The organism is Acinetobacter sp. SwsAc6, from assembly GCF_013391565.1.
GTDB classification, from domain to species: domain Bacteria; phylum Pseudomonadota; class Gammaproteobacteria; order Pseudomonadales; family Moraxellaceae; genus Acinetobacter; species Acinetobacter cumulans.
This window is the reverse complement of record NZ_JACAXE010000007.1, coordinates 132,032-149,753: the sequence shown is the minus strand read 5'-3', so window position 1 is coordinate 149,753 and position 17,722 is coordinate 132,032. Positions and strand designations below refer to the sequence as shown.

At 42.8% G+C, this 17,722-nt stretch carries 2 protein-coding genes; both read right to left on the bottom strand.

Translation table 11 applies throughout. The features are described 5' to 3' along the window. Positions 1-56: 56 nt before the first annotated feature. Positions 57-15,545, bottom strand: coding sequence for a PLxRFG domain-containing protein (locus tag HYG93_RS07450; RefSeq protein WP_178962179.1), 15,489 nt, complete (start codon positions 15,543-15,545; stop codon positions 57-59). A gap of 147 nt (positions 15,546-15,692) precedes the next feature. Beyond that, complete coding sequence (locus HYG93_RS07445; protein WP_178962177.1) at positions 15,693-17,651, bottom strand: hypothetical protein; 1,959 nt, start codon at positions 17,649-17,651, stop codon at positions 15,693-15,695. Between the last annotated feature and the right edge of the window lie 71 nt (positions 17,652-17,722).

The window sequence follows — 17,722 nt, the reverse complement described above, 5'->3', positions numbered from 1 at the left end:
ACTTTATTTCGTAGAGTTTTATTTAAAGGTGGTTATTTAGCGAACCTTACAGGGGGTTATTCACCAAAAGCAAAGTAACCAGCTTCACGTGCATCTTGACGATTCCGTGACAAATATATGCCATCTTCCGCACGATCTATACGACGTTGGCGATTACGATAACTTTGATTAAGGTTCATTCTAGTTATACGACGTGATGGATTTTTGTCATTGAAACCTTGAATTTCTTCCCAAATTTCATCCATCTCTTGTTGGTCATCCATCATTTTCGCTCGTGACCATAAAGCCATTAAACGACTACGACGCTCATTGAGCTTTCGGTTAAGCTGATAAATTGCTGTTTTGCCTTCGCTGGCTGTACGAACATCAGATGGTGAGAACCCCATACCTTGGACAAGTAAATCCATTGAACTAACTTCATCCATGATAGATACACCAGTTTTGTCTTGGACACCCTCATCAGCATAACGATAGGTTTTAGCAAAGTTTTTAAGAAACACTGGCAGCATACTTTCCACTCCACGTAGATTATGCCCTTCTGAAATTTCCTGTGCACCTTTTGCAATATTTGCCCCAATCCCGCCAATAGGACCTAATACTGCTGCTGATGCTGAATCCCACCACTTTTTCCCTTCTAACCCTTCTTGTACATCTGGTAACAGTAAATTATTAATACCAACGCGACCAGAAATATCCACCCCAATACCACGTGGCGCACCTTTCATTAGCATATTTGAAATCGTTGGTCCAAATGCTTCAGCAAGATAGTTCCGTAATGCAACTTCAGCATCCCAAGGGTCATCGTCATCCCCACCCATCCATGATGCAACTGACAACAACATTCCAACCATAGGCAACCCAAGCGTACCAGCAAAAGTTGCGTGCATTGCCAAAATAGCAGCAAGTGATTTACGAGCTTCTTTTCGTTCGGCTTCCGTTTCACCTTTGATTGACTGATATGTCTGACGAGCCAATGTGTAAACCATGTTCTGACCAAACTGTTTAAACAGTAAAAGAACTTTAGCAACATTACCTTGCATGATGCGTGGACGGTTTCCGGAACTGTAATCAAAGTGCCCTCTGTAAGTAGCATCTACAGCCTGATCAAATGCTGAATCATGCTTTTCACCTGATTGACGCGCTAGACGATACGCTGCAATAAAAGTTACTTCGCGGTTAAATCGTTCAGCACTATGGAACATGACACTTGCTGCACGCATAATCGGACGTGTTTTCCACATCACCCCGCTATCTTCACCTTGAGCAATCCCCGCTAAGTCATGTGCTTGAGTTACGTCAATCACACCACGAGCCACAGCATCCTCGTAAGCCTGTTTTTCATCTTTACTTAGGAATTTAGAAATATCTGAACTAATCGTTTTGTAAAGGTCAGTCTTTGAGCCTTCCCACTTCACTTTATGAAACTCTACACCCTTCCTAAAATCATTGGATGCTTTCAGTAATTCATTCGCTGCTTTGTCAAAACCCCATTTAGCACCCATGATCGGATATGCAACCAATGCTGTCTGCGATAAGTTGACCATAGCCGCTGCTGGTGATAGCCCCAGGTAATAAATAAAGCCCAAACTGGTTAATGCACTTGATAAAGGATGCCCTTTAGGGTTCATTAAGTTGTCATGACGTTTGTTCATTTCATCAATGACACGTTGAGCTGTCGGCTGATCATAACTATCATTAAGCTTACTTTGTTCAGATGCGTATTTCTGCATATCATCAAGCTGCTGTGCCAACCGATCACCATATCGCAATTTGGCAAGATAACCTGCGCCATGAAACATATTCTGAGCAAATGCACGACGAGCATCCTGACTGAATCCAGCAGTACCCTTTCGATGGATACCATGTTTTGCCCAGGATAAATCAGGCATTGATGATAGATATAATTGACTTAAAGTGTCTTCAAATTCTGCTTGTTCAGCTGTGGATAATCCAAGATTATCAACCTCAGCAAACAGGTTAGTCATAAATCCACGGCCAACAGCATCACGAGAAGCATTAAACTCTTTATCCAACACGACTCGATCAGTTTTATAATGAGGATATTTTTGCATTAATTCTGATCTTAGACTTTGTGCTTCTCCCATGGTTTCAGCACGGCTAACGCTCTCCACTTCACCGTTTTGATTACGCATCACCACTACATATTTACCAAAACGAGCCAATGGGAAATATACTCCTTTGACATAACCGAAGAAGTTATCATCCATCTGTTTAAGTAAATCAGCTTTCTTTTGACTAGAAAGTTCTGATCGTAAGATGCGCTCTTTAATTGCTTGATGTACTTTTGCATAGTGCTTTTTATAAGCATCACGTGCTTTTAAATACATTGCCTGAGCTTCAGGTGATAATGAATTGTAATCATCACGTAATTGCTTATATCTGGAAACACTATCCCCTTTCACATGAGGCTTTGTAGGGTCAATTTTTGCTAAAGTCGAATCATGCATTAACTCTGCAAGTTGATCTTCATCGTTTAAATTTGCCCATTCACGCACGATACTATCAGCTTCAGCACCAGCATCGTTCTTATCAGCATCCATTTGAGCAGCCAATTCATTATATTTGTTTAACTGCGGTAAAATTTTGCTGTAAATTTCAGTAAGTTGTCGACGACCTAAGGCTGATAAGCCAATACCCAACCAATCAGTAAATTTATAACCTGTTTTATCCTTAACCGATGAAATGGAAATATTACCTAAGTTTTTACTCAGATTATCAATAATGTCTTTTGCTGAACGGCTAAATCTAATATCTGAACTTTCACTATTAAATGTGCCTTTATTCCCCTCTGCCATTTTTACTTGATTAGGCTCTAATGCAACAATATATTCTTGATTTTCAAACTGATGAACGATTCCCTGATATTTCCCAGAAGTTGTCGCTTCTACAAATTCATCACGTGAAACATTACCTGTAGTTTTGAACGCATTCCGAATGTTTACAAATAATGGAAGTACAAAGCCATTTTCCCCACGGATATTGGCGTATACATCTGCTGTATCAAAACTATCAGTTAAGTAAATACCACCCCCCAATAAGCCATGACCCTGCTTAAATTCATTAAACTCGGTGGCAGTACCATGATAAACAACCTTAGGCTCCCCATTTTCATCCAATACCTGTGAAGCATTTGCTGCATCATTTTCCCAATCACCAAACCATTTCTTAAATTCTGGTGTGCGGACTTGTAACCATTGTTGTTCTGAAAGATGTGTCTTTGCACCGTTTGGTGCTGTCATCCATTGATTTGTACCATGATATTTTTGACGAATTAAATCCAATGATGATTGATGTTTAATTTGCCCAATCATACGCTCTGATAATGCAAGCATATCATCAGGATTCAAATTAAGATTGATACCAAAATTATCAAATACCCATGCTTTTACATACGAAACAATATTGTTAATCAACTTTTGCAGTGCATTCCGTTGAATCACATTACGTTGTTGCATAGTAGATGAAAGGGTTAATAAATATGGTAAATATTCAAGCTGCTGACGTTCAGAGCCTTGTTCACGTTCTGCAAGCATCTTTGCAGCTAAAGCAACAGGATTACCCTGCTCAACTAATTTATTAAATTGATTCATCAATTCATTATATTGTTTCTGGTTCATCATATTTTGAAAACCAGCATGACCACCCAACTCATGTAAGAATGTTGGCACTGTGCTTTCAGCAGTCAGATTCGATGCAACGAGTACGGCTTTACCGTTGTAATAGAAGCCCTCAACACCTTCAACCTGATAATCCTGAATAATCTCAAGCTTACCTTGTTGTTCAAGCTCATCAATGGTCTCTTTACCAAAACGATCAATCAACACGTCTCGTACTTGTTGAGTTGTAGAGCCTGAATTACTTTTAGTGCGACGGCTATAAAGTGGAGTATCAGAATTGTTCTTAGATGAAAATTCTTGATTTTTATATTTACCAAAATAGCTTCGATCAACTACAGCCTTACGAGCTTCTGACAAAAACATCATCAAATCGGCATCATTGTAACGTGAAAGAAATTTATCAAAGCCACGATCACGAAACCATTGACGGATATAACCAAGCACTTCCTTTAGCTTTTGACGTACAAAAGGACGTGACTTGGCATTTTGTGCAACAAAAGCAAATAGCTCAGAAACCAAAGCTTGCTGAACATCTGATTCGGTATAAATTTCATCTTTAACACCTTGAGTGTATGGTTCAATATATGCACTTTCAAATTGCTGCATATCCACGCCATTATCTTTTGCTATTTTACGAATACCCTCAAGCTTACCCAGAGCATTAAATAGTTGTTGAAATTTGGTCTTATACTCATTTCCAAATAGCTTTTGAACACCAAAATGCCCAACAATTTCATGGGTTAATAATTCCTCATAAGCATCAAATGTAGTAAGCTGTTTATTGCTATCCCCATAAACCTGATCAGCAACCACATAGAGCGTGCCATCATGCCAAACACCGCTTACATCATAATTTTGGGTTTTGCCATTTTCATCTTTGTAGGTTGCATCATTTTGTATGACTTTCGGAAGATCGCTAAAACTAGAAATAACCTGAACATCAAATCCCCCCTTAATTCCAGCACTTCCAACAGTAATTCGACCACTAATCGACGAATCTTGTGTAGCGGACAGTTTGAGATGTTGAAGAACAGAAAGGACTCGTCGAGTAGCACTGACAACTGATAAAGCATTAAAGGTAGTATCTAGTGGTGAAGTACCTCTACGCTCGTTATCAGGTTTTAATTTGTCACGGCTATAGTCATTAATTTCATTTTTTACATCATTGTCTGCCTTTGTTTTGTCATTAATATTTGGTGCTTCAAATTCTCTTTCCTCATAAATCGGCATACCTACACTGTCGGTTGCTTCCAGGTACGGAATCTCAATGGTCCCTTTCGCATCATCTGCTGATACAAACCAACCGTCATTGGTATAACGGTGCCCAGACACGATAAACAGTTTGCCTTTGTAATACACTTCTGAATCAATTGGCGTACCACGGCGTAACCAGATCGGCGGTGCTACCGGGTTGCTTTCCAAGTCTTGCTCAATATTTTCAAGCTGCTTTTGAGTACGTGCCAATTGATCAGATTGTCCAAACGGCTGCTTGACTGCTTTTGACAGGCTATCAATGGTCTGTTGCGCCGATGCTTTGGCATCTACAATAGCTTGAATATCTTGGCTAACACCACGTAGCTTACCCTCGATGCCACGTAAGGTATTACCCTTAAATTCAATCGGCCCAATCTTCATCGATAATGTTGCTTGTGGTTGCAGGCTATCCCATTCAACCGACATAGTGACATTGCCGTACTTGCCTAATGTGATTCGTGATGAGCCAGTACGCACATGGTCGGCAATGAATTGTTGAATCGCGTCCGATGCTTCCTTGTGCTTGTCGTATTTCTTGCCGTCCACCTCTGCGGAGAAGTTTTCAGACTGTGACTGCATTAGTGTTTGAATACGATCCAGGACAGCATTGTTCTCATACTCGGCAATTTGCTCATCAAAACGAGCAATACGACGTTGCGTGTTGCCAATGGTACGCTTCATATCCGCGATACCCTGTGTATGCAAACGCTCTTTTCGTTGCAGCTTCTCAAGTTTTTCTTTCATCTTGATCCGTTGCAGTACACGTGGGTCGCCGGAGGCTTCTGAGAATGAGGACATAATATCCCCTGCATTATCTTCACCGTTATCCGCAGCAGCATCACCTTCAATCGAACGAACATTACCATCGGCTTTCATAAAGGCATTGATAAAACGGTCCTTAATGGCCAGGACTTGCCATGATTTACCGTCTAACTTATCGGTGATGTAACGATACTCAAGTACCGTGTTCCATTGGTTGCCCTGGCGTAAACCGCGACCATTACGCTGTTCAAGTTCACCCGGCATCCATGGCGCGTCCAGGTGGTGCATGGCGCGTAAGTTGCGCTGCATATTCACACCTACTCCGAGCGTTTGAGTTAAGCCAATCACCACACGGATCTCACCAGTATTCACCTTGTCAGCAATCGCTTTACGTGCTTCGGCTTTGACTGAACCATCGACAATGGCAATATGTTCACGTGGGATACCCGATTGAACCAGACGTTCTACAATATCCTTGATTGGTGAAAAGACTTTAACTCGCTCACGAATCGTTTTCCCGTTAGCATCTTTCTGACCAGTGCTACGTTCGGTTGTAGTGTTATAACCGGTATCTGCAAAAATGACCTGGCTTGCAAGTGGGTGTGAGTGATATACCTCCATCACATTTTTAACCACTTGAGATGCTTTTGACATTTCAAAATCTTCGGTTTTACCCTCCTGGCCAATGTATTCAGGATCACCAATACGCGCATCATAACTGGCTTTCTTGGCTGCGGTACTGATCGATAGCGGTGCACGTGGATCGCCATCACGCATCCATTGGCGTTTTTCTTTACCGGTTGCTTGCTCCCATTCTTTCGCTAGGGACTGAATCTCAGCCAGCGTTTGTTCCTGTTTTGGCGACATTTCCGTGGTGACGTTAATCACTTTTTTATACGGACGATCTTTGGCACCTTCGGTACGGCCATTTAGCAACTCGGCTTTTTCTGCTTCAGTTAAACCTTCATCTGACAATACTTTGCCGGTTTTGGTTTTACGTGGCTGCATCTCAGGCATATCGTTGGCAAAAACAATATCCATAAACTGACCAATCATCTTGCGAAGTTCTGGCACGTTTACGAATCCAGCCAAACGAGTGACCAATTGATATTCACCGGTTGCAGACAATTCAATATCAGTAATGTCGGTCGCAAAACTACCAAACCAGCCATCCCAGGCAGCGACATTAAGTTTCTGCATTTCTTCTTCCATCACATAACGCATCTGATGATATATTTCAGTCAGGGTGTTGGTGATCGGTGTACCGGTAAAGGTATGCACGTTACCGCCATTATTCATACGGCGCACATAACGAGTGAGCAACTGCAAATTCACTGAGCGTTTATTGCTACTGGTGTTTAAGCCTTTCATGTTCATACGTGTGGCAATGCTTGGTTTTTTAAACTCATGCACCTCATCTACCATGATCATGTCTACACCAAGTTCTTCAAAGTTCACCGCATCGGCTTTACTTGAATCCATGGCTTGCTTTTGAATGTCCTCCAAAAGTTTCAGACGTTGTTTTGCAAGCTGCTTGGCAGTTGGGTTTTTAAAGCCCATTTTTTTATTGACGGTTTCGCTATCCATCGCCAAGACTTCATCTAAAGTTGCGCCACCTTCTTCGGCCAGTGCTTCTTCAAGCTCTGCTTCTAGTGCTGCAATATCATCAGCAGCCATAGCCATCAAGGTTTCTTCAGACAAAGTGAGCTTATCAATCATCGAGTGTGGCATCACCACCACATCCCAATCATCATTGGCAATTTGACGCATACGGATCTGACGGACTGCTTTACCTAATTCACTGATAAACAGTACACGCGCCGATGGATACATCATCTGAATTTCTTTGGCTACGGCTGCGCTGTTGGCATTGTGGGCTAGGATCAATGGCTTTTTAGCAATACCATAGCGACGTGATTCAAGTGCAATACCACCCATGGTAAAGGTTTTACCGGTACCCACTTCATGCGCATTAATGGAACGACGATTGACAATCGCTCGCCAGATGGCATTCTGTTGGTGCTGACGCAAGTTAAACGTACCATTACCCAGGCTTAACGCCATACCCTGCATCGACATGAACGAACCATCATATTTAGGTGTCGCCCAAGCATTGATTGCATGGTTATATTCTTTTTCCAGTTGCACACGGCGTTCAGGATCGGACCATAACCAGGTGGCGAAATCTTCCTTGATCTTGGAAATCTTTTCGTTCACTTCTTCCGTGGCTTGTACGTCCACGTGTTCAGAGCCATCACTATCCTTGTATTTCACTGTAATGGTCTGGTTCGATAATGCAGCAGATACTACAGTCTGGAATGACTTGTATTTAGATCCATAGTTGGTCGTGGCTTCGGTACGACGTGCTGCAATAGGATCAAGTTTGACTTTCCATTTACCATTTGGGAATGTCACTTTGATGCCAGTGCTGTCAGTCATACCAAGCATGTGTGCAATGTAGTTCTCATAGTCTGACAACGGCACCCAGGTCGCGCCCATCTTCGCTTCAATATTGAAGTATGGAATATCCTCCGGGATGATTTCCTTTAAGGCATCGATGTTACGTTGTAGATCAGTATTCCCTTCTGCAACGGCGTTTTGTACTTCTTCTAATTTTTGGCGAACATTTCCAGATAGGTACATATCGCTTGGCATAATATCGCCATTCGGCAATACATATACCGCACCCTTTTCTAGTAGTTCAGCGCGTGCCTGGTCCTCAGATACATTGGCTAGTTTTGCAATATTGGCCAGACTAGGCGCAGCGGATTTATTCCGTTCCACCACAAAGGCATCCGATACTGTTGGGTTATCAAGAGCAGCGGCTCCACGAACAACACTTCGCTTTAAAATTTCAGCAGGCTTACCATTCACTTCTAAAGCCGCTAGGCTGTAGTAATACGCATCTTCCAGTTTCTTAAAGTATTGCAAACCAAACGAATCAGCCAAAGGACCATGTTCTTTGGTATATGCCAGGTAAAGTTTATTCAAAGTTTTGCGCAGCTGCTCTACATTGTCTTGATCGATACGTTCTGCATCGGTTAAATCGGTGTAGGCTTTACGGATTGCAACCAAATCCTCAATCGATTTCTGACGCTGTGCGGTTTTCTTTGCATCCTTGATTTTATATTCAACAAGATCGGTGGCTTTGACCATCTGGTCGCCATAGACAAACATCAGTTCGCCATTGCTGATCGTTAGCGTATTGGTACGCTCACCAGCTTTGTTGGCGTAGTAAGTCAAATGATCTTCGCTATGTCGTGGCATTAAAGCATTTTCAGGAACAAAATCAGCTGCTTTTTCAAGTCGCTGTTTTAGGTCATGTGGGCGATGCACGATCATGCCAGCACCAAATCGGGTAGTGCCACTGCCATAATCAATATCACCCAACACATTACGCAAGTTTTCAGCATAGAAGCTGTTTACTTTCACTGGTTTTGATGAAGTTTTAACTTCGGATAAACCAATCCAATTGACTTCCGGCGTCATAGATAAAGGCTCTGCGCGTTTACGCAGCACAATAATATCTGTCACAACGGCAGTGCCGGCATATTCCTGGAATGCACCAGATGGCAAACGAACCGATGTAATAAGCTCGGCTTTTTTCGCAAGTTCACGACGAATCACTTCGGATTGTTTATCCATGGTACCGGATGAAGTAATCGCCATCACGATACCACCAGGCCGTACTTGGTCCAGCATTTTCAGGAAGTAGTAATCATGCAGATTCGGGTTAAATTGGTTGTAGCGACGGTCTGCAATTTTAATATCAGCAAATGGTACGTTAGAAATAACCAGGTCATAGAAGTTATCTGGTGTTTTAGACTTCTGGTATGGCATGTTCTGCACATTGCTTTCAGGGAATAGCTGTTTTGCAATAGCAGCAGTAGTAATGTCTAGGTCAATCCCGGTCACTTGGCTGCGCTGTTTTAAGTGATATGGCATCAAGCTGATAAAGTTACCTGTACCAATAGCCGGCTCAAGTACACGTCCACCGGTAAAGCCCATTTTTTCAGCCATGGACCACATAGCCGCAACGGTGTACGGGTCGGTAAAATGCGCATTAATAGTCGAATCTTTTGCGGATTCCCAGGCTTCTTTGCCTAACTTCTCACGTAACCATAAGTTACGCTCTTTCCAAACACTTTCGTCTTTAAATACTGGCTTATCCCAGGTGCCTTGGAATAGATCCTGGCCAAATGAACCCCAACCAGTGTAACCCGCTAGAATCGCTTGTTCTTCAGTTGTCGCTTGACGACCTTCGTTGGTCAGTTCTTCCAAAAGCTCAAGAGCTGCTTTGTTCTTATCGAATCGTTTTACCTGAGTGCCGCCAATGATCAACTCCGGATCGATCATGTGAAAATCTGTAGCGGTATTGGCTACTGCTGCCGGTGATTCTAATTTTATAGGTTGATCAACGGATAGTGTTGTTGTTCCGCTTGTTCCCGTGCGTCGGTTGGATTCATTCCAGCCTGTTGCAGATCCTCCATTGTTCGCCACATTCGCTGTTGCACCACGAACGCGAGATCGTCCAGTAGCTTGCGTTGTTCCAGACGTTGCACTTCCTGCGGATACTCCTGTTTCCACATTTGTATTATTTGCTTGTGGATCATTCGATTGTGGAGTACGTCCTCGTCCTCCTCGTACTGCTGACGTTCCTTGCGGATTGCTTGTATTGCTTGCAGGTTGTTCATTGCTGTTTTCCTTGTTCTGGTTACGCTTCACAAGCGCAGTGACCATATCATCAATCATTTGAGCCAGTTCAAACGCTGATGTATTAGCACCAGCATACTGGTTTCCAGAGTTCTCAATACCAAAGCCACTGGCTTGCTTATCGCTTTCCTTTATGGTGGCACGATACATAATGCCAATACGTTGTGGGTGAGAACCTGGACGACCATCACCAATGCTGACATATACGTTAGTACCTGCCACTGGTTCGCGGATATAAAGCGATACTTCACCACTACCAGCTACGCCTGATTCATTTACGCTGACTTTTTCAGGCTTGCCCTTTTTATTTAGATGCAACTCATAACCAATGCCTTCCAAATTCTTTTGTACTGCTTCAAGGTACTTTTTAGAATCTTTTAGGAATGCAGCTTTTACGCCATCTTTTAAGCCATTATCAGTATAAATTTTACCTGTATGTTCCGAATTGGTTGCCCAACCATCTACATATTGAACACCCCAATCCTGAACAAGTGTTGTGTCATTCTTAGGGCGCTCAACCGTTGGTCGTGTTACTGCTGTGTTGGATTTCGACGTTGCTGCATTTGATTGGCTAGATGCAGGTCCTTGTCCTGTTTCGCTAGGTTTTCCATTACCTGTGTCATCATTTCCTTGGCTAGAGAAGATGTCTTGTTGCTTTTCGGCTTCGCCTTGTTTAAGTCTGTCATGTACTTGTCCTAAAATTTGCTCATTGCTTAAAGGTGCATCACCAAACAGATTAGGTGTCGCTTTTGCAGTCATAGCCAATTGCGCATACGACTTTAATGCTTCTGCAACTTTCTGGCTGCTACGCGCTTTTTCCAGTTTATCACCACGATAGAAGATACTAACGAAGTCTTTTGTTACCTGATCAATACCTCCATCGAACATATCGTCTTGGTTTAGCATTTCAGATAAAGATAGGTTTTGCTGACGTGCTTTGCGTACTAGATGGACCGCCTCAACCAAATTGGCTTCGACGTTTACACCCTCAACTAGAATGCCTTCCATTACACCTTTACGGACTTGCGCCCATTGTGGTGCCACTTCAATCAAAGCATTACCAATGGCTTTAATATCGCTGTCTTTAGACTCAATCACCTGACTAATGATTTGAGCATCATTAAAAGCAGCTGCAAGCAAGGCTGATTCAATACGGCGATAACCGTCCTGGGTCAGTGATACCCCATCTTTATCGAGCATGGTACCGCGCTCGTTTTTGGATGCTACACCAGTTAAAAAGGCATTCACAAAATCACGATTGGCCGTATTGTTAAAACTGCCACCTTGTACCAGGTGCAAAATATCCATGACTTTCGGTGCATCAGACATGGCCTGTTCACTTGGGCTCATATCCAGTGTTTCACGCTCATTGGATTCTGTGGTATAGGCTACACGCTCGGCCATGTTCATTGGCGTGATACGTTCACGGACCAATACTGGCTGCTGCATGTTGTCCACATCATAGCCCTGTTCAGCTAACCATGCTTTGTATGCGTCTGCTTTGCCTATTTGGTAGGCTTTGCGAATCGCCAGGGTACGACCATTACCGCTTTCAACTTCATTACCAGGCGATACGATAGGCGCACCATTGGTAGAGCTTGCACTATCACCCAATAATTTAGGGTTAAGTTTGTTGGCAATGTCATTGACCTGGGTAACGGATTTTAAAGTGGTGCGGTCACGTGGTTGTAAGGCTTGTGGGTATTCTGCATTAATTGCACCGCTGTCCAGATTTGATGTGATTAAGTCGCTTGCTTCAACGACTTTGTGGCGCACCTCAAATTCACGACCTGCAGGTGTAACAACCGTTTCTGTTTTGCTCTGTACTGTATTTAACTGTTGTTGTGGATTATCGAGTTTTGCTAATTCTGCACGAACGGTTTCTGCACTATCCATGCCCTGAATATCCGCACCCATATCCTCCATCATGTCACGTGCACCGTTATACCAACTACGCAGGTATGGACGGATCTTTTCGACACTCACATCAAGATCATTCGCAATATTTTTAGCTAATGCTGCAAACTTACGTGCACCACGTTCAATATGGTAAACCGCAAGTTCCGCACCAATAGCCATGATTTCAGGGTCAATACCACTATTCAGTTGTGATAGCTTGGCTTTTAATCTTGCACGTAACTCTGCTGCACGCTCATCGGATACCAACGTGTTTTTAGAAGGTTTGGCTTTTGGCGCATCTGCTTGTGCTTTAGGTGCTTCTAATTTTTTCTCAATCTCACGTGCCTGGCGTAATGCAACGGCACGATCAGAAACGGATTTAAGCCCATTCTTGGCACTGGCTTGCAGTTTTTTAAATAGAGGATGCTCAGGATCGGCCTTTTCTAAAGCCTTATTCATTTCCTCTTGCCACTTGTTTACTGGATGCTTGATCTGCTCATGCTGCTGTTCAAGTGTTGGATATTGCTTCTTAGCAAATTCCATAGCCTGATCAACTTGTGTCTGAAATTCTTTTTGGTTTATATCGCTAGGTAGAATCTCATCAAGTTTCTTTTCAACCGCTGCACGTGCTTGTGCTGACCATTGGCTGTCGCGCTGCCAGTTATTAGGGAATGCAGACTTGTTCTCAGTGATGAATTGCTCAATGTCTTTTTGTGGGTTTGCTGATACCGGCGTATTGTCAGACTGACCTACCCATTCGCCGCTATGTGGGTCCTTAACGGCTGTAACTTTGCCAATAAAGGTTTTCGGGTTGTAGTTGATCTTATAATTTGGATTGTTCTTAACCTTGTAATATTCACGATCAGACAATTCATAGCTGCCTGAAGTTTCAATTTCGTCAGCAATCATCGTAACACGCGCATTGGTTAAACCATGTGTTTCACGAACACGATCATTTTCAGCGGTGAAAATTTCAGGATTTGCTTCACGTATACGTTGACGTACTGCATTAACCCGTGTGGTAGCGTCTTCAATTTTCTTAAATTCGCTACTCAGATTTTCTACAGTAGTCTTTTGTGGTTGATTCAAACTGACACTGCTTTGCGCCTGTTCTGTCAAACCGTTTTGCAACTCTGTAATCTGTTTACGCAAACGGACCTTTTTAATCACGCTCTTTTCATTGGCAAGCTGCTGTTCCAGGTCTGAAATTTTCGCTTGCACCGGAGCTTGTACCGGAGCTGTTTTATCTTGCACCGGAGCTTGGACTTTAGGCTGAATTTCAAAACGCTTGCCGTCTTGGACCACCTGGTAATCATTGCCTAGATTTTTCTTTTCAAGAAAAGCATTGGCTTTATCCTGGTTGCCAAACCATTTATTTTTACCGTCGGCACCTAGAATAGGCTCTACAGTTCGATTTTGTGAATCACCTGCAGTTGTTCCGATAGTAGAACTGCTTGTCGCTGCTGCTTCATTTTCGCCTGATAAAACGGAGTTATTCCCGACGGTGTTGAGATTATTACGATCTGGCTGCCCTGGTGCTGCTTGTGAAGGCTCACCAATTCCTGAAACTGAATTGACACTATCGTTTCTTCCTGACGTATCTTTTCCATCATTTCCGATAGTGTTTGAAAGGAGTGCTGTATCTCCTGGCCGCTCAAGGTTGTTGTCTTTGCTGTCATCTGCGTTACTGTTTGCAACGGTGGAAATAGATCCTGATGTTTCTCGAAGCTGCGAATTGCTTGTTTCTCCAAGAGGTCCATTACTTGAAGATCCGGTACCCGATTCATTGCTTGAGCTATTTTCGTTTGGCGCATTAAGTAGACCTGCTGCTGTCGTTAAAGGTGAATTATTATTTTCATTCTGTGCCGCTGCTGTAACCTCTTGCGGCATCTCTGAAGATATACCACTATCCACGGCCAAAGCTGCGGCTGTAGACAATGGACCATCATTAGGATTCAAGCCCATACGCTGTGAAGGCGTTTGGTTCAACGGTGGTACTTCGTTTAACAGATCATCAAAGGCTGCTTCACTGCCATAATCACCATCAAAATAATTACCATTCGGTGCTGGTGGTGTATCTGGGCTGACTGGATTACCAGTTGCTGCACTGCCATAATCAAAGCCATTATTGTTTAATAAATTATCAGCATCCATTGATGGTTGATCATAAACAAAAGCTGTGCGACCTTGATTATCACCCTGTGGCACATTTTCACGTGGGATATATTCACCAGTTAAAGCATTATCTGAACTTGAGCCTAATTGTGGAGGTGCCGATGGTAGATTAGGTGAGCCTGATTGTTGTTGGTTATCTTGGGATTCTGTGCCTGTGTTATGGCCAGATAAGATATTGGCAGCACCACCCATTGCCATACCAGCCAAAGTCCCCATGACAGCCGCATCCTCAATGCCATCATGCCAAGGCTTATCTAGGGCTAAATTTTGTATGACTTGTTCTGAAACTGATTGAGGTAATTCTTCTAAAAAGCCTTCTGAAATTGCACCTTCAATTACACGACGAGGTAAAGACTTCGCAGGCATTGATGCAATCTCACCAGCGATTTCAGCTGGACCAGCACGCCCTGTTACAAGCATGGTATCAACATCACCAATACCCATTTTCTGGGCAAGACGACCACCAGCAAAACCAATTAAACCACCAAGTACACCTGTTGTTACTCCTGCTAAAGACTGGTCTGCTGTTAAGCGTCCATCTACAGTTTCTTGGCGAATTTGTTCAGCTTGGCTACCTGCCATAACTGCACCTTCACCAACAGCACCAGCAACAATAGGGTTAGCTATACCTAAAGCACGACCTAATACGGCACCAGCTAACATTGAAGGAACAGATTCAACTACTGTATTAGCAATTAATGAGGGATTTGTTAAGGCAACTTTTGTTTTATCAACGACTTTGTCTACCCAATTTCCATCTTTACCAGCATCAGCAAATTCTTGTTGTTGGGCTTTATATTGGTCTGTATGTAAATCACCTAGAGCTTGTTTAGCTTCTTTAGGTCGAAAGCCAATAGCGCCATCTTTATTTTCAAGTGTTTTACCGGTAGTACCATCAGACATGACATCCATGATACCAACAGCCAATTCAGGCACAGCAACCGCACCTTTTAAAGCAGATAAGCCAGTATCTTTTAAGTGCCCCATTACACCTTTTTTTTCACCATCAAGTGCACCAGTAAATGGTTTTAATGCTGGCTGTTGATTTGTATCAATATTTTCGTCAAGTTTACCTGTAAATGGTTTTAGGGTAGATTCTGACATGATGCACTCCTATTGGTATGTGCATAGCATGTATAAAGGGTTAAAAAAGGTCTAACCTTAGAGGGGGTTAGACTTTTCACCAAAGAATATCTTGCATCGGTAATATGCGTCGGCATAAAAATAGCCACCCTAAAGTGGCCATCCCAATCAATTGCCTATAAATCGATTACCTTGAGCATCCTCATAAACAGGCTTGCCATTGCTTGTACCTACTTGACGTGTCATGCCATTTGGTAGATTAGTCGATGATGCAGCTGGTGTATTAACGAACTGCTGTGTCTGAGTATCAAATAATTGTTGCGGGCGATTAACCATTGCCATAGCTTCATTGTTCCATTCCTGACCACCGCCAACAGTCATATAACGATCTTTACCTGTATCAGCTTTTCCACCAGTGTAACGATTAATTTTTTCTTGAATGGATTTGCGATCTTCATCCGATTTCGCAGAATCATATTGCTCGTACAATTTCTCTAATCGTGCTGAATTACGAATGCCAAAACCTTTTTCAGTGGCATTAAGATTAAATTCTCGATTCGCTAAATCATTGGTTGCTTGGAATTTTTGTGCATCAAAGCCTAAATTTGCATTAAATCGGTTATTGGTACCTTGCTCACCTAGTTCCGTACGATAGTTCTGTCCAGCTTGCCCCATAGCTTCACGCTGTAAAGCAGCAACGTTGTTTGCATCGGTGGTATAACGTTGATTTGCACGATTATCCTCACCTTGCTGTAAATCAGATAAAGTACGGACTTGATTAGCAGTTAATCCTCTTGCCCCTGCAATCGGTGTACTTGCTGCACGAATTACAGCTTGACGTTCAGCTTCCTGTGCATCATTACGTTGAGGTGCTTGTACAGGATTATTACCATAACCTCGTATACCCAAGCCTAAATTCATTTCACGTTGAGCGATTGCATTTTGAATCTGTTGTTCAGTCGGTCCCATTTCTTGAGTATTGGCAAATAAATTTGCTACCCCACGAGGGTCATTCACTGGTCTTACTTTGAACCCTAGTCCTTCACCTTCTCGAACTCCATCTGCTCGTGCTTGAGCTGCTGCACCAGGATTAGCATAGCTAAAGCTGTTTCCTTTTTGTTGAATAGCATAAGGATCAGAGTTTTGTGCAGAGTTTGATTGAGTCTGGACTTCAGGCTGTGTTTGTGTAGTAGATGATGTTTTATTATTACCAAATGGATTGTTTACAACAGCATTGGGATTATTCTGTTTGGCATTAAATTCAGGTTGAGCTGCCTTTGCTTCACTTGCAATACGTTGTTTGTCTGCATACAAGCGTCCAGCTTGTCCCAGTGTCATTGCATTTCCCAAATCTGATGCAGCACCCAATGCACGAACACCAATATCTTTACCAAGACGCATTAAATCTGAATCATCAGAATTATATTCGCCAAACCCAAAACGCTCACGATATTGTTCTGTTGGTGTATCTGCAACTGCAAAACCTGTGCTTGCCAATGCACCTGCTGTTCCCAGTTTTTTTAAACCAGACATATTATTAATGTTAGCTCTAAATGCTCCAAAACCTTTACTTTGTGTTGGTGCTGGATTGCTTGGACTTGCTGATGGTGAGCTGGTTGTTGATGGTGCGCTAGTTGGTGATGGCGTATTTACTGTTGTGCTTGGTAAAGGTCTATTCACATCACGAGTGATACCAGATACATCACGCATTTGTGGTCCACCAATTCTATTTTGTTGTGCACGACGAATATCATCTGCACTTGGGTAGGCACTTGGTACCAGTCCACCATTTGCAAAAAATAACTCAGGTTTATTTTGACCAGGCTTGAAACCCAATTGAGGTTGATCAACAGGTACATGCGTTTGATTTTTCATCTGATCAAGTGCCTGCACACCCACCTGATGCACTTCGTTAGGCGTGAGCTGGTATTCACCGTTACTGAGATTAACTGGCGTGGGATCACCTATATTTTGCAGATTTTTCTCACCAATCGCTTCAGTTGAATCTGCTGGCATAATATAGCTGCCAGATGGTACGGTTTTTTTTACATCATCCGATGTGCCAGTGCCAGCGCCTTTGATTTTACCGCCCTTGGCTGGACTGCCTTTCTTAATGCCAAAGCTCATAAAAAAGCCCTAAAACTTATTTGAATTGTTAAATCTTATGCATCAAATAAGCTTAGGGCCTACCCCTACAG